This window comes from Shewanella rhizosphaerae (assembly GCF_019457655.1).
GTDB lineage: Bacteria > Pseudomonadota > Gammaproteobacteria > Enterobacterales > Shewanellaceae > Shewanella > Shewanella loihica.
Window position 1 is genome coordinate 1,516,183 of record NZ_CP080420.1, and the last position, 18,648, is coordinate 1,534,830.

Annotated in this window: 18 protein-coding genes; all 18 read left to right on the plus strand. The window is 52.3% G+C overall.

Annotated features, from left to right (window positions below; genetic code table 11):
* The first annotated feature begins 27 nt into the window (after positions 1 to 27).
* The 18 genes from flgE (at position 28) to fliE (ending at position 18,626) form a co-directional block, all read left to right on the plus strand.
* On the plus strand, positions 28 to 1,389 hold the full coding sequence (gene flgE / locus K0I63_RS06765) for a flagellar hook protein FlgE (RefSeq protein WP_011865149.1): 1,362 nt from the start codon (positions 28 to 30) through the stop codon (positions 1,387 to 1,389).
* Between the two features lie 199 nt (positions 1,390 to 1,588).
* On the plus strand, positions 1,589 to 2,332 hold the full coding sequence (gene flgF, locus K0I63_RS06770; RefSeq protein WP_011865150.1) for a flagellar basal-body rod protein FlgF: 744 nt from the start codon (positions 1,589 to 1,591) through the stop codon (positions 2,330 to 2,332).
* Between the two features lie 10 nt (positions 2,333 to 2,342).
* Positions 2,343 to 3,131 (plus strand): flagellar basal-body rod protein FlgG, encoded by a 789-nt coding sequence (gene flgG, locus K0I63_RS06775; protein ID WP_011865151.1) that lies wholly within the window; start codon positions 2,343 to 2,345, stop codon positions 3,129 to 3,131.
* A 24-nt stretch (positions 3,132 to 3,155) separates the two neighbouring features.
* On the plus strand, positions 3,156 to 3,830 hold the full coding sequence (flgH, locus tag K0I63_RS06780) for a flagellar basal body L-ring protein FlgH (RefSeq protein WP_041407052.1): 675 nt from the start codon (positions 3,156 to 3,158) through the stop codon (positions 3,828 to 3,830).
* Between the two features lie 11 nt (positions 3,831 to 3,841).
* Positions 3,842 to 4,933: a flagellar basal body P-ring protein FlgI gene (locus tag K0I63_RS06785; protein WP_220082939.1), complete on the plus strand. Its 1,092-nt coding sequence runs from the start codon at positions 3,842 to 3,844 to the stop codon at positions 4,931 to 4,933.
* Positions 4,934 to 4,980: 47 nt separating this feature from the next.
* On the plus strand, positions 4,981 to 6,006 hold the full coding sequence (flgJ, locus tag K0I63_RS06790; RefSeq protein WP_220082940.1) for a flagellar assembly peptidoglycan hydrolase FlgJ: 1,026 nt from the start codon (positions 4,981 to 4,983) through the stop codon (positions 6,004 to 6,006).
* A gap of 64 nt (positions 6,007 to 6,070) precedes the next feature.
* A complete protein-coding gene (flgK, locus tag K0I63_RS06795; protein ID WP_220082941.1) occupies positions 6,071 to 7,987 on the plus strand; it encodes a flagellar hook-associated protein FlgK in 1,917 nt (638 codons plus the stop codon).
* Between the two features lie 11 nt (positions 7,988 to 7,998).
* Positions 7,999 to 9,189: a flagellar hook-associated protein FlgL gene (flgL, locus tag K0I63_RS06800; RefSeq protein WP_220082942.1), complete on the plus strand. Its 1,191-nt coding sequence runs from the start codon at positions 7,999 to 8,001 to the stop codon at positions 9,187 to 9,189.
* 87 nt (positions 9,190 to 9,276) lie between these two features.
* Positions 9,277 to 10,098: a flagellin N-terminal helical domain-containing protein gene (locus tag K0I63_RS06805; RefSeq protein ID WP_011865157.1), complete on the plus strand. Its 822-nt coding sequence runs from the start codon at positions 9,277 to 9,279 to the stop codon at positions 10,096 to 10,098.
* A 236-nt stretch (positions 10,099 to 10,334) separates the two neighbouring features.
* The gene (locus tag K0I63_RS06810; protein WP_011865158.1) at positions 10,335 to 11,153 is read left to right on the plus strand and encodes a flagellin N-terminal helical domain-containing protein; all 819 of its coding nucleotides are present in this window, start codon (positions 10,335 to 10,337) and stop codon (positions 11,151 to 11,153) included.
* Between the two features lie 104 nt (positions 11,154 to 11,257).
* Entirely contained in the window at positions 11,258 to 11,647 is a 390-nt protein-coding gene (locus K0I63_RS06815) for a flagellar protein FlaG (RefSeq protein ID WP_011865159.1), read from the plus strand.
* Positions 11,648 to 11,677: 30 nt separating this feature from the next.
* Positions 11,678 to 13,051 carry a flagellar filament capping protein FliD gene (gene fliD, locus K0I63_RS06820; RefSeq protein ID WP_220082943.1) on the plus strand — a complete coding sequence of 458 codons (1,374 nt, stop codon included), beginning with the start codon at positions 11,678 to 11,680 and terminating at the stop codon, positions 13,049 to 13,051.
* Between the two features lie 27 nt (positions 13,052 to 13,078).
* Complete coding sequence (locus tag K0I63_RS06825; RefSeq protein WP_220082944.1) at positions 13,079 to 13,399, plus strand: hypothetical protein; 321 nt, start codon at positions 13,079 to 13,081, stop codon at positions 13,397 to 13,399.
* Positions 13,400 to 13,405: 6 nt separating this feature from the next.
* Entirely contained in the window at positions 13,406 to 13,816 is a 411-nt protein-coding gene (fliS, locus tag K0I63_RS06830; protein ID WP_144204202.1) for a flagellar export chaperone FliS, read from the plus strand.
* A 267-nt stretch (positions 13,817 to 14,083) separates the two neighbouring features.
* The gene (locus K0I63_RS06835) at positions 14,084 to 15,517 is read left to right on the plus strand and encodes a sigma-54 dependent transcriptional regulator (RefSeq protein ID WP_220044735.1); all 1,434 of its coding nucleotides are present in this window, start codon (positions 14,084 to 14,086) and stop codon (positions 15,515 to 15,517) included.
* Positions 15,518 to 15,738: 221 nt separating this feature from the next.
* Positions 15,739 to 16,761, plus strand: a complete 1,023-nt coding sequence (locus K0I63_RS06840) for a sensor histidine kinase (protein WP_434086796.1) — start codon at positions 15,739 to 15,741, stop codon at positions 16,759 to 16,761.
* A complete protein-coding gene (locus tag K0I63_RS06845) occupies positions 16,754 to 18,097 on the plus strand; it encodes a sigma-54-dependent transcriptional regulator (RefSeq protein WP_220082946.1) in 1,344 nt (447 codons plus the stop codon). The genes K0I63_RS06840 and K0I63_RS06845 overlap by 8 nt, the downstream gene beginning before the upstream one ends.
* Positions 18,098 to 18,293: 196 nt before the next feature.
* A complete protein-coding gene (gene fliE, locus K0I63_RS06850; RefSeq protein ID WP_220082947.1) occupies positions 18,294 to 18,626 on the plus strand; it encodes a flagellar hook-basal body complex protein FliE in 333 nt (110 codons plus the stop codon).
* Positions 18,627 to 18,648 lie beyond the last annotated feature (22 nt).

Sequence of the window (18,648 nt, forward strand, 5' to 3'; positions counted from 1 at the left end):
GATAACAAATTTTTAGTGAGGTGATTTATGTCATTTAACATTGCATTGAGTGGTATCGCGGCGGCGCAAAAAGATCTCAATACCACGGCGAATAACATCGCCAACGTCAATACCACTGGCTTTAAAGAGTCGCGCGCCGAGTTCGCCGACGTGTATGCCAGCTCTATCTTTGCCAACAGCAAGACTACTGTCGGTGGCGGTGTTACCACGGCTCAGGTGGCACAGCAGTTCCAACAGGGCAGTCTGCAATTTACCAGCAACGCGCTGGATATGGCGATCAATGGCGGCGGTTTCTTTGTGACCTCATCGGAAGTGGGTTCACAGGATCTCTCCTACACCCGCGCCGGTGCCTTCAAGGTCGATGCCGACAGTTACCTGGTGAACTCTGCAGGTAACTACCTGCAGACCTTCCCGGTGGACAAAGATGGCAACTCGACCTCTGTGAGTCTGACAACTACTCAACCGGTGAAGATCCCTGACACTGCCGGCAGCCCACAGAAAACCGACAATATCGGTATTCAGATGAACCTCAACGCGGGTGAGGGCACGCTGGATCCGGCGAACTTTAATCCGAATGACCCCGATACCTACAACAACTCGACGTCGGTCACCATGTACGACTCACTGGGTGAGCCGCATATTCTGACCACCTATTTCGTGCGTCCACCTGAGGCGGCTTACACAGGCACCAGTAACTGGGTGGCCTTCTATGCGGTTGACGGCAAGCAGGTGGATTTGGCGGGCGCCGCGGGCACCTATGGCCGTGATACTACGGGTGATGGTGTGGCCGACTCGACTGGCACTGCGGTTAACGCCAGTGGCTGGAAAGGCTCTGTGCTCTCGTTTAACGATACTGGTGCCTATACCGGCAGCGATCCTGCGGTGATCACCACAGAGACACTCGGTGTTGGCGGCGCTAATGTGTTAGGCCCAGGTACAGATGGTAGCCAGACACTCACCCTTAACTTCAACAGCCCGACTCAGTACGCCTCGCCATTTGAGGTGACCGAGTTGAGTCAGGACGGTACCACAGTGGGTCGTCTGACTAACGTGGAAGTGGGCGCCGATGGCTTGATAAACGCCAGTTACAGTAACGGCTCTACCGTGCCTCTGGCGCGTGTCGCCCTGGCACGTTTCTCCAACGAGCAGGGCCTGACTCAGGTGGGTAACACCTCCTGGAAGGAGAGCCTTGACTCGGGTCCGGCGCTGGCGGGTGAGGCCAACAGCGGCACCTTCGGTAGCATTCGCTCATCGGCACTGGAGCAGTCAAACGTCGACCTGACCACAGAGCTGGTAGATCTTATCTCTGCCCAGCGTAACTTCCAGGCGAACTCGCGTACCTTGGAAGTGAACAACACCCTGCAGCAGACGGTACTGCAGATCCGTTAAGCTGCCGCTTATAGGGACGAGTGAAATGTGTTGCCCAGGCGGCAACACATTTCCGCTTCTCTTGCCGCTTCTCCTTTCCTTCCTTAGCTTCATTTCTATCTGCTTGATTTCACCTGCTTAACCAAATCTATTGCTTGGCATGATGTTTGCTTTGTTCTGTTATTAGACAGTTTTAGTTGAAACATTGACGGAGCAGCAAGTGGATAAATTACTCTATGTCGCCATGAGTGGCGCCAAGCAGAATATGAATTCGCTGGCAGTGCGTGCCAACAACCTTGCCAATGCCAATACCGACGGCTTTAAGTCGGATCTGGAACAGGCCAGATCTATGCAGGCCTTTGGCGAAGGGTTGCCGACACGGGTGTTTTCGATGACAGAGAACCCGTCGGCCAACTTTGCCGCCGGTCCCATAAAGACCACGGGACGGGATCTCGACATCGCGGTGAAAGGTGACGGCTGGATAGCCGTGCAGGCCGTCGATGGCGGTGAGGCCTACACCCGCTCTGGCAGCCTGAGTTTCGACACTTCAGGCCTGCTGCGTAACGACAGAGGCAACCCTGTGATGGGCGATGCCGGTCCTATCGTGTTACCCCTTCCTATCGAAAAGGTCGAGATTGCCCAGGATGGCACCATCTCGGTCAGACCGCTCGGCTCAACCGCTGAGGTGATCGAGGAGGTCGGCCGTATCAAGTTGGTTAACCCTGGTAATCAAAACCTGATGCGTGGCGAGGATGGTCTGTTCCGTCAATTGTCTGGCGTTAATGCCCCGGCCGATCCCAATGTTGCCGTGGAGAGTGGCGCCATCGAAGGCAGCAATGTCAACGCCGTCGACGAGATGGTCTCTTTAATCGATCTGCAGCGCCAGTTTGAGATGCAGGTCAAGATGATGAAAACCGCCGAAGAGATGGATCAAGCCTCTTCGTCATTAATGCGCATTAGTTAGGAGATAGATTATGCATCCGGCGTTATGGATTAGTAAGACTGGCTTAGATGCCCAGCAAACAGATATCTCGGTGATCTCCAACAATGTGGCGAACGCGAGCACAGTTGGATACAAGAAGAGCCGTGCCGTTTTCGAAGATCTGCTCTATCAGACCGTCAATCAGGCGGGTGGTATCAGCGCCTCCAACACTAAGTTACCCAACGGCTTAAACATAGGCGCGGGTACCAAGGTGGTGGCGACCCAGAAGATGTTCACCCAGGGTAATATGCTTACCACTGATAACTCATTGGATCTGATGATCGAAGGCCCGGGTTTCTTCGAGGTGCAGCTGCCAGACGGCACAACCGCCTATACCCGAAATGGTCAATTTACCTTAGATGATACCGGGCAGATCGTGACCCCGGGTTCTGGCTATGTGCTGCAACCTGCGATCACCATCCCGGATGATGCGACCAGTATTACCGTTTCTGCCGAAGGGGAGGTCTCGGTGAAGACCCCTGGCGCGGCGGAAAACCAGGTGGTGGGTCAGCTGAGCATGTCAGACTTTATCAATCCGAGCGGCCTGGATCCCATGGGGCAGAATCTGTATCTGGAAACCGGCGCCAGCGGCACGCCTATTCAGGGCACCGCCTCTCTGGATGGCATGGGCGCCATTCGTCAGGGCGCGCTGGAAACTTCTAACGTTAACGTGACCGAGGAGCTGGTGAACCTGATCGAGAGTCAACGTATCTACGAGATGAACTCTAAGGTGATCTCGGCCGTCGACCAGATGCTCTCTTACGTCAATCAGAATTTGTAGAGGTTTGATATGACTAAGTTTGTTATGGCTAAGTCATCTGTCTTAGTGGTTGCGCTGGCGTTGGTGGGCTGTGCCTCAACCAACCAGAAGCCGATCGCCGATGACCCTTACTATGCACCAGTTTATCCCGAGGCGCCGCCGACTAAGATCGCCGCCACGGGCTCTATGTATCAGGATAGCCAGGCCTCTAGTCTCTATTCGGACATCAAGGCGCTTAAGGTCGGCGATATCATTACCGTGATCCTGCAAGAGTCGACCAAGGCGAAGAAGAGTGCCAACAACGAGCTGAAGAAGGGCTCAGATCTGACGCTCGATCCCATCTATGCCGGTGGTGGCAACGTCACCATCAGCGGCTCGCCCATCGACCTGCGCTATAAAGACAGCATGAACACCAAGCGTGAGTCGGATGCCGATCAGAGTAACAGCCTGTCGGGCAGCATCTCGGCCAATGTGATGCAGGTGCTCAACAATGGCAACCTGGTGATCCGCGGCGAGAAGTGGATCACCATCAATAACGGCGATGAGTTTGTCAGGCTCACCGGCATAGTACGCTCGCAAGATATCCGTCCCGACAACACCATCGACTCTCAGCGTGTGGCCAATGCCCGTATTCAATATAGCGGCACGGGCACCTTTGCCGACGCGCAGAAAGTGGGTTGGTTAAGCCAGTTCTTTATGAGCGACTGGTGGCCCTTCTAAGGAGCGATGCCATGAAGATGAAATTAATACTGGCCTGTGCCCTGATGGTGATTTCCGCAGCCAGCTCGGCCCAGCGCATCAAAGATATCGCCAACGTACAAGGGGTGCGTAGCAACCAGCTGATCGGCTATGGTCTGGTGGTCGGCCTGCCGGGCACCGGCGAGAAGACACGTTATACCGAGCAGACCTTTAAGACAATGCTGAAAAACTTCGGCATCAATCTGCCGGATAACTTTCGCCCCAAGATCAAGAATGTCGCCGTGGTGGCGGTAAGTGCCGACATGCCGGCCTTCATCAAGCCCGGTCAGACGCTTGATGTCACCGTCTCTAGCTTGGGTGAGGCCAAGAGCCTGCGCGGTGGTACTTTGCTGCAGACCTTCCTCAAGGGCGTCGACGGTAACGTGTATGCCATCGCCCAGGGCAGCATGGTGGTCAGCGGCTTTAGCGCAGAAGGACTCGATGGCTCTAAGGTGATTCAGAATACGCCGACCGTGGGGCGAATCCCCAATGGCGCCATCGTCGAGCGCACCGTGGCGACGCCATTTTCTACCGGCGATCACCTGACCTTTAACCTGCGCCGCGCCGATTTTTCGACGGCCAAGCGCCTCGCAGATGCCATCAACGATCTCTTAGGCCCTGGCATGGCCCGCCCACTGGATGCGGCTTCGGTGCAGGTGAGTGCGCCGCGGGATGTCTCCCAGCGCGTCTCTTTCCTGGCGACGCTGGAAAACATCGAAGTCGAGCCAGCGTCCGAGTCGGCCAAGGTGATCGTCAATTCCCGCACCGGCACCATAGTGGTGGGTAAAGATGTGCGCCTGCTGCCGGCGGCGGTGACCCATGGCGGCCTGACGGTGACTATCGCCGAGGCGACCCAGGTGTCTCAGCCTAATCCCTTGGCGGGGGGCGATACCGTGGTCACCAGCGACAGCACCATAGATGTGTCCGAAGCGGATAATCGCATGTTCCTGTTTAACCCTGGTACTACCCTCGATGAGCTGGTGCGGGCGGTGAATCTGGTCGGCGCCGCGCCATCTGACGTGTTAGCCATACTGGAAGCGTTAAAGGTGGCAGGTGCTTTGCATGGTGAGCTTATCATCATCTAAATTTTGTCGCAGACGATTCAGTCGTCGCCAAGGCATCGGAACTCAACATGGATAAGCTGTCAAACGCATCGCATTTCTTGGACATAGGGGGCCTAGACTCCCTACGTGCCAAGGCGCAAAAAGATGACAAGGCGGCACTCAAAGAGGTGGCGCAGCAGTTTGAAGGTATCTTCGTGCAGATGTTGATGAAAAGCATGCGCGATGCCAATGCGGTGTTTGAGTCAGACAGCCCCATGAACAGCCAGTACACCAAGTTTTACGAGCAGATGCATGATCAGCAGATGTCAGTCAATCTGTCGGACAAGGGGATGTTGGGCCTTGCAGATCTCATGGTGCAGCAGCTCTCGCCGCAGACCAGCCGGATGACGCCGGCTTCCGTGCTGCGGGGCAGCATGGTGAGTCCGGTTGCCAACAGCGGGCAACAAGTTGATAGACAATCTCTGGCCCAATCAGAGGCTCAAAGCAAGGTATCAAGTGGTGATAAGCCCTTGCCGCGGATATTTGATGAGCTAGTGAGCGGCAAGGTCTTGCCGTCTCAGGCGCCAACAGGTTTGGCTAATAAGGGCTTCGAGAGCCGTGAGGCGTTCGTCAAGGCTGTCTATCCCCATGCAGAGCAGGCGGCTAAGGCCTTGGGTACCAGCCCAGAGGTATTGATTGCCCAGTCGGCACTCGAGACAGGTTGGGGGCAGAAGATGGTGCGCCGAGCCGATGGTCAGCCTAGCAATAACCTATTTAACATCAAGGCCGATCGCCGTTGGGATGGTGAGCGAGCCGGCGTCAGTACCCTGGAGTTTGAACATGGGGTTGCGGTGAAGCAACGTGCCGATTTCAGGGTATATCAGGATATCAAACAAAGTTTTGACGATTTCGTCTCTTTCATCTCCGAAGGCGAGCGTTATCAAGATGCGATGGACAAGGCTGCTAATCCCGCCGCCTTCATCCGTGGCCTACAAGATGCCGGTTATGCCACAGACCCAGATTACGCCGACAAGGTGATCAAGGTGATGCAGGCGGTAACTCAGACAGTCGCCCAGACGGTAAACAAACAGCTTGGCGCAGCCATTGGCAAGTGACAAGTGGAGAGTGAAAAGTGATGAGTGCTCAGTTAGCAACAGGTGCAATAAGAGGTAAAGCATAATGTCGATGGATCTGCTGAATATCGCCCGTACCGGCGTGCTTGCCTCTCAGTCGCAGCTGGCGGTGACCAGTAACAACATTACTAATGCCAATACACAGGGTTACCACCGTCAGGTGGCTGAGCAGTCTAGCCTGGAGTCCCAGCGTCTGGGCAACAGCTTCTATGGCGCCGGTACCTATATTACCGACGTTAAACGTATCTATAACGAATATGCCGCCCGTGAGCTGCGTATCGGTCAGACGGCGCTGAGCCAGGCGCAGACCACCCAGACTAAGATGAATGAGCTCGACCAGCTGTTTTCTCAGATAGGTAAGGCGGTGCCGCAGAGCCTTAACGATCTCTTTGCCGGGCTCAACAGCCTGGCTGATCTGCCCGATGATATGGGCATTCGCGGCAGTCTGCTGGGTAATGCTGACCAGATCGCCAAGGCGCTCAATCAGATGCAGTCACAGCTCGATGGTCAGATGAAGCAGACTAACGATCAGATCTCGGCTATGACAGATAGGATCAATGAGATCAGTACCGAACTTGGCCATATCAATCAGGAACTGATGAAGTCTCAGGGCGCCGACATGCAGCTGCTCGATAAGCAGGATGCCCTGATCCAGGAGCTCAGCGAATACGCTCAGGTTAATGTGATCCCACTCGAATCTGGCGCCAAGAGCATCATGCTTGGCGGCGCCGTGATGTTGGTATCCGGCGAAGTCTCTATGCAGATGGGCGCGACCACGGGGGACCCATATCCTGGTGAGTTGCGTATCACCACCACGGCCGGCAATCAGACCTTAGTGGTCGACCCCAGCAAGATGGGCGGCAGCCTGGGTGCTCTGTTTCAATTTCGCGACGAAACACTGATCCCGGCGCAGCTAGAGATGGGCCAGTTGGCTCTGGGTATTGCCGACAGTTTTAATCAGGCGCAGTCCCAAGGCTTCGATCTTAATGGTGAAGTCGGCAGCGATCTCTTCTTGGATATTAATGACCCAGCCATGTCTGTGGGCCGCGCCGGCGCTTATGGCAACAACACGGGTAACGCGGCACTAAGAGTCAACATTGATGATGTCAATGCCCTGTCCGGTGGTAGCTATGAGCTAACCTTTACCGCACCAGCAACTTATGAGCTAAGAGATCAAGAAACCGGCACCGTGACGCCATTGACTCTTAATGGCAGTCAGCTGACCGGTGGCGACGGCTTTAGCATCAATATCGATTCCGGCGCCATGGCCTCGGGGGATAGGTTTGAGATCCGTCCAACATCCGGCGCCGCGGCCGGTATCAAGGTGGTGATGACAGATCCAAAGGGGATTGCCGCCGCTGCGCCAAAAATCACAGAAGATGTAGCAAACTCGGGCAACACCCAGGTGAAATTGGTGAGTATCGACAATCGCAGTGCGGCTAACTTCCCTTTAACAGGCAGCGAGTTGACCTTCGAGATAGATACCACGGCAAATACCTTCGAAGTATTCGATGCGGCGGGCAACTCGCTGGGTGCGCCGACAGCCTTTACGCCGCCGTCCATCAGTGCCTATGGCTTCACCTTCGAGGTGGATACCAGCGCGCCAGCCACTGACAGGTTTACCTTCGATCTCAGCTTCGCCGAAGGGGATAACACCAATGCAGTAGCCATGGCTAAGCTCGCGGAAACCAAACTGATGAACAATGGCAGCTCGACCCTAGCCGATGTTTACGAAGGCACCAAGTTGCAGGTGGGTGGCAAGGCCAAAGCCGCCGAGGTGGCCTTCGGGTCGGCCGAAGCCGTTTATTCTCAGGCCTATACCCGGGTGCAGAGTGAGTCAGGGGTAAACCTGGATGAAGAGGCCGCCAATTTGATGCGCTTCCAACAGTCTTATCAGGCCTCGGCGCGGATCATGACCACGGCCACTGAAATTTTCGACACCCTCTTTAGTTCGGTGAGATAGGAGCCTTTATTATGCGGATCTCAACGGCGCAGATGTTTAATCAAAACATTAATAGCGTGCTTAACAAGCAATCGGCGACCAGCAAGATCATCGATCAGATCGCCAGTGGTAAGCGGGTCAATACTGCGGGCGACGATCCTGTGGCGGCTATCGGAATCGATAACCTTAATCAGCAAAATGCACTGGTCGATCAGTTTATGAAGAATATCGACTACGCGACCAATCGCCTGGCTTTAACCGAGAGCAAGCTAGGCACAGCCGAAACCCTGACTGGCTCGGTTAGAGAGCAGATCCTGCGTGCAGTGAATGGCAGCCTGTCTGATTCTGAGCGGCAAATGATTGCCGGTGAGCTGAAAGGCACATTGGAAGAGTTGGTTTCTGTGGCCAACACCAAAGATGAATCGGGTAACTATATGTTTGCCGGCTATGAGACTGGCAATCAGCCTTTTGCTTTCGATGCGGCGGGAAATGTGGTCTATAGCGGTGACAGTGGTGTGCGCCAAGCCATAGTGGCTTCAGGTGTCACCCTGGGCACCAATGTGCCTGGCGATCAGGCCTTTATGAATGCGCCATCAGGTCTTGGCGACTTTAGCGCCAATTATTTGTCGACTCAGACGGGGGATTTTCGTGTTCTAAGCGCCGCGATCAGCGATCCCGCCACATATGTTGATGATACCTATAGCTTTACCATGAATGGCGCCAATCTTGAGATCCGCGATTCGTCCGCGACTCTGGTAACGACTGTTCCTAATTTCGATGCCGCCAATTCCATTAACTTCAACGGTATCGAGGTGAAACTCGATGGTCAGCCTGCCCCAGGGGATAGTTTTAGCATCACGCCGCAATCTCAGGTGAGCGTATTCGATACCATCAACCAGGCGATCACTCTGCTCGAAGATCCTAATAAGGTGAATACTCCCCAAGGTAAAGCTGAGTTGGCACAGATGTTGAATAATATCGATAGTGGTGTCAATCAGTTGAGCATTGCCCGGGGAGAAGCCGGTAATAGCTTGAAGCAGATTGAGCGTTACAGTTCGACCCATGTGGAAGAGAAACTGGTGAACAGTTCGGCGCTCTCAATGCTGGAAGATTTAGATTATGCCTCGGCGATAACTGAGCTCGAGAAACAACAGTTGGCCTTAAATGCCGTATCGAGTGTGTTTAGCAAAGTCGGGTCGACGACACTTTTTGATTATATCTAAACGGGCTCAGGCCTTTGACAAACTTAACTTCTAATTTATTAGCCAAGCTCAACGTCTTGGCAGTGCAACCAAGAAGAGGAAAACACAATGGCTATTAATGTTAATACCAATGTCACATCGATGAAGGCGCAGAAGAACCTAAATACTTCTTCTCAAAATCTGGCAACCTCTATGGAGCGCTTGTCGAGTGGCCTTCGTATCAACAGTGCGAAAGACGATGCCGCCGGTCTTGCGATCTCAAACCGTCTGAACTCTCAGGTTCGTGGTCTTGAGGTGGGTATGCGCAACGCGAATGATGCTATCTCTATCGCGCAGATCTCTGAAGGCGCGATGCAAGAGCAAACCAACATGTTGCAGCGTATGCGTGATCTGTCGATTCAATCTGAAAACGGAGCCAACAGCACTGCTGACTTACAAGCATTGAAAGACGAGATGGACCAGCTTGCTGAAGAGATCACGGCGATCGGTAACAGTACCGCCTTTGGTAACACTAAGTTGCTCACGGGTGAGTTTTCTGCTGGTAAGCTGTTCCAAGTGGGCCACCAGGACGGTGAAGATGTCACTATCTCAGTAGGCACATTAAACGCAGGTGTACTGTCAGTAAATAGCCTTACTGTGTTAACGTCTGCCGGCCGAGATTCCGCTATCGGTAAAATTGATGCGGCTATTAAGGTTATCGATACCCAGCGTGCCAAGTTAGGTGCGGTGCAAAACCGTCTGGCGCACAACATCAGTAACAGTGCCAATACTCAGGCTAACGTTGCCGATGCCAAGAGCCGCATCGTGGATGTGGATTTTGCCAAAGAAACCTCAACTATGACGAAAAACCAGGTGCTACAGCAGACAGGCTCTGCCATGTTGGCACAGGCTAACCAGTTACCTCAGGTTGCCCTGTCACTACTGGGTTAATCTCTCAGTTTTGGCCCACAATAAAACGGTGCAAATTAGTTTTTTGCACCGTTTTTTTCGTCTCTGCGTGATGTAAGCGTATGATATATATGTATTATAAAAAATAGCCTATTTTTTATAAAAAATTTTCTAAAGATCGAAAACCCTCTGCCGTTAAATATACTGTAACCCAGTAAGACCGGCCTGGCTTAAGTAGACAGGCTTAGTTTTAAGCCAGGTATAAAGAGGAATCGATTATGGCTATTACAGTAAACACTAACGTAACATCTCTAAAAGCACAGAAAAACCTAAACGCTTCAGGTAGCAACTTAGCGACTTCTATGGAACGTCTGTCTAGTGGTCTTCGCATTAACAGTGCAAAAGATGACGCAGCCGGTCTTGCGATTTCTAACCGTCTGAACTCTCAGGTTCGTGGTCTTGAAGTAGGTATGCGTAATGCTAACGACGCTATCTCTATCGCCCAGATCTCCGAAGGTGCGATGCAAGAGCAGACCAACATGCTGCAACGTATGCGTGACCTGTCTATTCAAGCTGAAAACGGCGCGAACAGCACTGCAGACCTTCAAGCTCTGAAAGATGAGATGGATGCACTTGCGACCGAGATCACTGCAATTGGTACTAACACTGCTTTTGGTGATACTAAGCTGCTTAACGGTGATTTCTCTGCTGGTAAGACTTTCCAGGTTGGTCACCAAGATGGCGAAGACATTAAGGTTTCTGTCGGTAAGTCTGATGCAGCTGCACTTTCAGTTAACTCACTGACAGTATTGACCTCTGCTGGTCGTGCTTCAGCTCTGACTAAAATTGATGCTGCAATCAAGAAGATCGATACTTCACGCGCTAAACTAGGTGCTGTGCAAAATCGTCTGGCACACAACATCAGCAACAGCGCTAACACTCAGGCTAACGTCGCTGACGCTAAGAGCCGTATCGTAGACGTGGATTTCGCGAAAGAAACCTCTGCTATGACTAAGAACCAAGTGCTTCAGCAAACCGGTTCAGCTATGCTAGCTCAAGCTAACCAGCTGCCACAGGTTGCCCTATCTTTACTCTAATAAAGTAATGGGTTAGACCGAGTTTGATGAAGACAAGGGAGGTTCGGCGACGGATCTCCCTTTCGTGATTTTAAGGATAAATTAACGAAGTAGAGGTATAGGTCATGGATATTAATACTGTTAATTCATCCAATGCTACAGCTGCTAAAATTGATATAGGCATGACGCCTGTTAAAGCAAATGCGGCAGAGGACGTGGAATTAGCCAAAGGTTCGATCAAGGCGGTCGAACAGAGCAATCAAGCCGAAGCGGCTCAGGCCGAAGAGCAATCGCCCGAAGCGATGCAGAAGTTGGTTGAAGAGATGTCAAATATGATGTCTGTGATGCGTAAAGGCTTGGCTTTTAAGATTGACGAAGATTCTGGCACAAATATTGTTAGCGTTATGGACATTGATTCGGGTGATGTGATCCGTCAAATTCCAAACGAAGAAGCATTGAGGTTGGCGCAGAAACTTTCTGAAGTCACTGGATTATTAATGAAAACTGAAGCCTAGGTTTCAGCTGGCGTTTGAGTAGAGGTAGTTATGGCATTAACGGCAACAGGCATAGGTTCAGGGCTTGATATCAACACGATTGTGGGGGTGCTGGTTGATGCTGAGAAGGTGCCTAAAGAAGCGATCTTTAATAAGACAGAAGACACAATCGATGCGAAAGTCTCAGCCATGGGCTCGCTAAAGAGTGCTCTGTCAAAGTTTCAGGATGCTCTTGAAAAACTCAAAGATGGCAGCAGTCTAAATCAACGTCAGGTTTCAACCGGTGACAGCAGCTTCTTTACGGCCACGGCCGATAAGAATGCGCAGACGGGTAGCTATAACATAGTCGTTGAGCAACTCGCCCAGCGTCACAAGGTGGCAGGGGCCTTCACGGCCGATGCCAGTGCAGCAGTAGGTGAGGGCAGTCTCGGCTTTACCGTAAATGGTCAGAGTTTCTCGGTCGATGTGGCCGCAGGCGACTCGCTGTCAGCCATTGCCGACAAGATTAACAGTGCCGACGACAATGTCGGGGTTACCGCAACGATAGTCACTACCGATGGTGGCAGCCGTCTGGTGATCAGTTCAGATACCGAAGGGCCGGATAACAATATCAGCGTAACAGCAACCGATACGTCTGGTACAGGTCTTAGCGACATGTTTGGCGTAGGAAATCTGAGCGAAGTGCAGGCCGCCAAAGAGTCAATCGTCTACATAGATGGTCAGAAGCTACAGTCGCAAACCAACGAAATCAAAAATGCGATAGCCGGCGTGACCCTTAATCTCACCGACGCCGATCTAAATAAGACCTCAGTGCTTAAGATTGAACTTGATGAAGATGCGGTAAAAGAGAATGTTCAGGGCTTCGTCGACGCCTATAACAGCTTAATGAGCACCATAGATAAGGTCTCTTCCTATGATGCGGAAAAGGAAGTGGCATCGGCACTCCAAGGGGATTCGATGATACGCTCAATCGAGTCTCAGATGCGTAATATGATTTCAAATCGTGTCGATCTTGGTGGTGGGCAGTCGGTCGCCCTCTATGACATAGGCATAGAGGCGGATCGCTACGGCAAACTGTCGGTCAATAGCACTAAGCTGGATAAAGCCATCAGTGACGATATGAGTAGCATCGAGAGTTTGTTTGCAACAGATACCACAGGTTTGGCCAACAGATTGGATAGTTTAGTTGAGGGTTACGTTAAGAGTGGTGGCCTGATCGATTCTCGTAATAATATCTACACCGCTGATAAGAAGCGACTCGATGCGCAGCGCGAAGCATTTTCTTTGAAGATGGAGCAATTAGAATCCCGTCTATTTAAGCAGTTTAATGCGATGGATCTGGTTGTGGGCAAGCTGAATCAACAATCTGTCGGTATCGTTAATGGGTTGAACTCGCTACCGGGCGTCGTATCTCAGAAAGCCTAGTTGAGAGTGCTGTAAGAAGGAAGAGCATTGGAGCCTTTAGATAAGCTAAACGAACAAATTACCTTAGTTATGCGGCGTCTGGAACAGTTACCTGCCGAACAGGAAGACGCCGATGAGTTGGTATCGAACTTGCTAGACTTGGTTGGGAAGCGTCAACTTTTGCTCGACGAGGTGCTCGCCTCACCTAAAGAGGAAGACAGAGCCCTATTGCAGGCTCAACTGGAATTAACCAGTAGCTTTACGACGCAGGCGGTAAGCCTGTTAAAGCATCGTCAGGAGTTACTGCATGTCGGACGTAAGAGTCAACGCCAACTTAATGTTTATAAGTCTATAGATGCAGAAAGGTAGGTTTTTATGAGAAAGTCACTGCAGTCATATCGAAAGGTGTCATTAGAGAGCGAGATCTCAGTCGCTTCGCCACACCGAATTATCCAAATGATGTTTGAAGGTGCGCTGCAACGATTGGCCCAGAGTCGTTATGCAATAGAAAACAACGATATAGAAAATAAAGGTATCTATATCGGCAAGGCAATCGGCATCATCACAGGGCTTAACAATAGCCTGAATATGGAAGCGGGTGGCGAGATCGCCAGTAATCTTAGCGACCTCTATGATTTCATGTTGCGTAAGATCTCCGAGGCCAACATGAATAACGATGTAAAGGCGATCGATGATGTGAGCGAGATCATCCGAACCATCAAGGAAGGCTGGGACGCGATTCCCCAAAATGAACACCATTTAGCATCACACACAGAGGCAATCTAATCGCCTCGACTATCTTTCTGAACAACAACTTTTTGTCAGGCGTCAAACGATTGGCGCCTGATGCTTGATACGTTGAGAATTTGCTCTAAAATCAGATGAGTTTGTCAGAAAATGAATCTGATACTTGCTAATGTGCTGCTGATAATACACTATTCCGTGTGATAGTCATTTTTTGGAAAAACTGGATTAAAACGATTATCTCGCTTTCGAAGCAACTAACACTAATAATTAATGCGAATAACACTGAGTGCTTTACGGCCTTCTTAAATGATGCATACAGATCAACGAATTCTACTTGTCGGTAATCAGTCAGAGCGAATTAATCGCTTATCTTGTGTTTTTGAGTTTCTTGGCGAGCAGGTCGAGTTGCTTGCCGTCGATAAACTCGAATCTCGAATGTCGAATACCCGCTATAGAGCACTTGTGATTGCACAAGAGGCGCAAAACAAGACCCTGTTGCAATCTATCGCCACCTCTATGCCTTGGCAGCCAATCTTGCTGTTGGGCTCTAATGGCGATGTGTCGGCAGGCAATGTGTTGGGGTGTATCGAAGAGCCGTTAAATTATCCTCAGTTGACCGAGCTGCTGCATTTTTGCCAAGTGTTTGTGCAGGCTAAGCGTCCGGATATTCCTACCAGTGGTAACCAGACAAAACTGTTTCGCAGCCTAGTGGGCCGCAGTGAAGGGATCGCCCAGGTGCGTCACCTGATCAATCAGGTCGCGGGCTCAGATGCTACTGTCTTGGTCTTAGGCCAGTCTGGTACCGGCAAAGAGGTGGTCGCGCGCAATATCCATTATATTTCTGATCGCCGTGATGGACCTTTCATCCCCGTGAACTGTGGCGCCATCCCGCCAGAGCTACTCGAGAGTGAGCTTTTCGGTCATGAGAAGGGCTCATTTACTGGTGCTATCAGTGCCCGTAAGGGACGTTTCGAACTTGCCGAAGGGGGAACCCTGTTCCTCGATGAGATAGGCGACATGCCTTTGCAGATGCAGGTGAAACTGCTGCGTGTATTGCAAGAGCGCGTCTTCGAGCGTGTCGGTGGCAGCAAGCCTATTCATACCAATGTGCGTGTCATCGCGGCGACCCACAGAGAGCTTGAAACCATGATCGCCAATGGCGAGTTTAGGGAAGATCTCTTCTATCGCCTCAATGTGTTTCCCGTAGAGATGCCGGCCCTTTGCGAGCGTAAAGACGATATCCCACTCTTGCTGCAAGAATTAGTAAGCCGCGTCTATAACGAGGGGCGTGGCAAGGTGCGTTTTACCCAGCGTGCGATTGAGTCACTCAAGGAGCATAGCTGGTCGGGTAACGTGCGTGAACTCTCTAACCTGGTCGAGCGTCTGACGATCCTCTATCCGGGTGGCTTGGTCGACGTTAATGACCTGCCGCTTAAATACCGCCATATCGATGTGCCTGAATATCAGGTGCAGGTCAGTGAAGAGGAGCTGGAACGCGATGCGTTGGCCTCTATCTTCAGCGATGAGGTAGCGGTCGATATTCCCGAGAGCCGTTTCCCCAGTGAACTGCCACCAGAAGGGGTGAATCTCAAGGACCTGTTGGCCGAGCTTGAGATCGATATGATTCGCCAGGCACTGGATCAACAAGATAATGTGGTGGCACGCGCCGCAGAAATGCTTGGCATCCGCCGTACCACACTGGTTGAGAAGATGCGCAAGTATGGCATGAGCAAAGATTAACTCCTGCTCGCCGCACTCAATAAACAAGGGCCCATTTCTGGGCCTTTGTCGTATCTGACTCATAATTCTCTGTTAATTCTGACTTTTTGTTAGTTTTTTAATTGGCATGTTACCTGCATCGGCCTGTTTAGCAGCAAATTATTGACGGAGTGGTTATGGCCGCGAATCCAAAGGTGGCATATACAGCGCAGGCGCAGGTAACACTGGCTCCTTCCCAAGTCATGGGGGGGGAGGTGGCAAACGATGCCATCTCCAGCCGCATGGAACATATACTCCAGGCCATGCCATCGGGCGTGGTGATCCTCAATGGTGATGGTGTGGTGACAGATGCCAATCCGGTTGCCGTGCAATTGCTGGGGCAGCCCCTGGCTGGCATGCGCTGGTTACAGGTGATTAACCGTGCCTTTTCGCCCCAAGATGACGACGGTCACGAGGTCTCGTTGAAGAACGGTCGTCGGGTGAAGCTGGCGATCACGCCGCTAACCCCCGAGCCTGGTCAGCTGATCGTCTTGACCGACTTGACCGAAACCCGTCTGCTGCAGAAGAATCTCTCGCATCTGCAACGCCTATCCGCCTTAGGTAAGATGGTAGCCAGCCTGGCCCATCAAGTGCGTACACCTTTGTCGGCAGCCTTACTCTACGCCGCAAATCTGGGGAGTCCTAAGCTGACTCAAGCCTCTCGGGAGCGTTTTCAGGGCAAGCTTATCGACAGGCTCAACGAACTGTCGCAACAGGTGGATGACATGTTGCTGATGGCCAAGGGGCGTCAGCAGGAATTGACCGAAGTTTGCGACATGCAGCAGGTGATGACTAGCGTGATGGCCAACTGCGAGCCTATCGCCGAGCGTAAGGGCTGCCAGCTGCATCTTAAGCTAGACACTCACTTGCGCTTTAAGGCTAATCCGGCGGCGCTCAGCTCGGCGATCAACAATCTGGTGATGAACAGTATCGAGGCCGGGGCCAGTCAGATCTGGCTTAATGCCCAAGATGAGGCGGGAATTGTCGCCTTCGAGGTGGTCGACAACGGTAAGGGGCTAGATGCGAACATGCAGGAGAAGGTGTTAGAGCCCTTCTTCACCACTAAGGCCCAAGGCACAGGTCTGGGCTTAGCGGTCGTGCAGACGGTTGTGGCAAATCATCAGGGCCGCTTGCAACTCAATTGTATCGCGGGAAAGGGATGTCGCGCCTCGTTTAACCTGCCGGCTGTTTCGGCCGATTCTGGGCTGGAGGTAAGCCATGGCTGAAGCCAAGATATTACTCGTTGAAGATGATGCGGCGCTGCGCGAAGCCTTGGTCGATACCTTGTTGCTGGCGCAGTATGAATGTGTCGATGTGGAATCGGCCGAGGCGGCCATCGTCGCGCTCAAGAGCCAGGAATTCGATATGGTGATCAGCGACGTGCAGATGGAGGGGATAGGCGGTCTCGGGCTGGTGAACTATCTTCAGCAGCATAATTCCCAGGTGCCCATCTTATTGATGACGGCTTTTGCCACCATAGACAGTGCGGTAAGTGCCATTAAACTCGGCGCGGTGGACTATCTGGCGAAACCCTTCGCCCCTGAGGTGTTGCTCAACCAGGTGTCTCGTTATCTCAAACCTAAGCTTATCGAAGATCAACCTGTGGTGGCCGACGAGCGTAGCCTGGCACTCTTGGCGCTGGCTCAGAAGGTGGCCCAATCCGATGCCTCTGTGATGATCATGGGGCCGAGTGGTTCGGGTAAAGAGGTGCTTGCCCGCTATATTCATCAACACAGCCAGCGTGCCAGCGAGCCATTTGTGGCAATCAACTGCGCGGCAATTCCTGAAAACATGCTCGAAGCCACACTGTTTGGCTACGAGAAGGGGGCCTTTACCGGGGCCTATCAGGCCTGTCCCGGTAAGTTTGAACAGGCCCAGGGCGGCACCTTGCTGCTCGATGAGATCTCCGAGATGGATCTCGGGCTGCAGGCCAAGCTACTCAGGGTATTGCAGGAACGGGAAGTCGAGCGACTCGGCGGCCGTAAGACGATCAAACTCGATGTGCGCGTGCTGGCGACCTCTAACCGTGACCTTAAGGCGATGGCGACCAAAGGCGATTTTAGGGAAGATCTCTATTACCGTATCAATGTGTTTCCACTGACCTGGCCGGCGCTGCATCAACGCCCGGCGGATATCTTGCCGCTGGCGAGGCACCTGGTGTTGCGTCATGCCAAGGCAGCCGGTTTAGCCGTGGCGCCAAGCCTAGACGATCAGGCAAGCAGGCGTCTATTGGGACACAGGTGGCCGGGTAACGTGCGAGAGCTGGATAACGTGGTTCAGCGCGCCCTGATCTTACAGACAGGCGACACCATCTGCGCCAAGGATATCGTTATCGATACTCAGGATGTGATGCTGGAGCCCACCTTTGAGAGTGAGAAGAGCGCCGAGCCCGAGGGGCTGGGGGATGAGCTTAAGGCACAGGAGCATGTGATCATCCTAGAGACCCTTAATCAGTGTAACGGCAGTCGCAAGCAGGTGGCCGAAAAGCTGGGGATCAGCGCCCGCACCCTGAGATATAAGATGGCGCGTATGCGCGACATGGGTATTCAGATCCCTGCCTGATAGGCGTAGCCGTTTTGGCCGACATGCGTTAGTGAAGGAAGCAAACCGCCGCTTTAGCGTCTCTACGGCCCATTTGAACGTTTCGAAGCCGACACCCAATCTGGGTTTGTCGGCTTTTTCTATTTTTGGCAAACATATTGCATTGGTCTGAATAAGAATAGATTTCGTCAATTTCACGACGATAGCGGAGGCCAAGATGCAGATAGGTGCCAATTCATTACTGCAAGAGATGCAGACACTCACGGGCGAAATCAAGCCTAATGGGACAACACCTAATATCACTCAGCAGGTGGCGAACACCAGTGGTAGCGATTTTGGCAGCCTCTTGTCTGAAGCCGTGGGCAATGTCAATGCGCTGCAGGCCACCTCATCTTCGCTGCAGACACGTCTGGATATGGGCGACACCCGGGTGACACTGTCAGATACCGTGATCGCCAGAGAGAAGGCCAGCGTGGCATTCGAGGCCACCGTTCAGGTGCGCAACAAGCTGGTGGAAGCCTACAAAGAGATCATGAGTATGCCTGTCTAGGCATGGACTCCCTAAAGATTAA

Coding starts and splice junctions, on each gene's coding strand:
- flgE (WP_011865149.1), top strand. CDS start 28: ATGTCATTTAACATTGCATTGAGTGGTATCGCGGCGGCGCAAAAAGAT.
- flgG (WP_011865151.1), top strand. CDS start 2,343: ATGCATCCGGCGTTATGGATTAGTAAGACTGGCTTAGATGCCCAGCAA.
- flgH (WP_041407052.1), top strand. CDS start 3,156: ATGGCTAAGTCATCTGTCTTAGTGGTTGCGCTGGCGTTGGTGGGCTGT.
- K0I63_RS06785 (WP_220082939.1), top strand. CDS start 3,842: ATGAAGATGAAATTAATACTGGCCTGTGCCCTGATGGTGATTTCCGCA.
- flgJ (WP_220082940.1), top strand. CDS start 4,981: ATGGATAAGCTGTCAAACGCATCGCATTTCTTGGACATAGGGGGCCTA.
- flgK (WP_220082941.1), top strand. CDS start 6,071: ATGTCGATGGATCTGCTGAATATCGCCCGTACCGGCGTGCTTGCCTCT.
- flgL (WP_220082942.1), top strand. CDS start 7,999: ATGCGGATCTCAACGGCGCAGATGTTTAATCAAAACATTAATAGCGTG.
- K0I63_RS06805 (WP_011865157.1), top strand. CDS start 9,277: ATGGCTATTAATGTTAATACCAATGTCACATCGATGAAGGCGCAGAAG.
- K0I63_RS06810 (WP_011865158.1), top strand. CDS start 10,335: ATGGCTATTACAGTAAACACTAACGTAACATCTCTAAAAGCACAGAAA.
- K0I63_RS06815 (WP_011865159.1), top strand. CDS start 11,258: ATGGATATTAATACTGTTAATTCATCCAATGCTACAGCTGCTAAAATT.
- fliD (WP_220082943.1), top strand. CDS start 11,678: ATGGCATTAACGGCAACAGGCATAGGTTCAGGGCTTGATATCAACACG.
- fliS (WP_144204202.1), top strand. CDS start 13,406: ATGAGAAAGTCACTGCAGTCATATCGAAAGGTGTCATTAGAGAGCGAG.
- K0I63_RS06835 (WP_220044735.1), top strand. CDS start 14,084: ATGATGCATACAGATCAACGAATTCTACTTGTCGGTAATCAGTCAGAG.
- K0I63_RS06840 (WP_434086796.1), top strand. CDS start 15,739: ATGGGGGGGGAGGTGGCAAACGATGCCATCTCCAGCCGCATGGAACAT.
- K0I63_RS06845 (WP_220082946.1), top strand. CDS start 16,754: ATGGCTGAAGCCAAGATATTACTCGTTGAAGATGATGCGGCGCTGCGC.
- fliE (WP_220082947.1), top strand. CDS start 18,294: ATGCAGATAGGTGCCAATTCATTACTGCAAGAGATGCAGACACTCACG.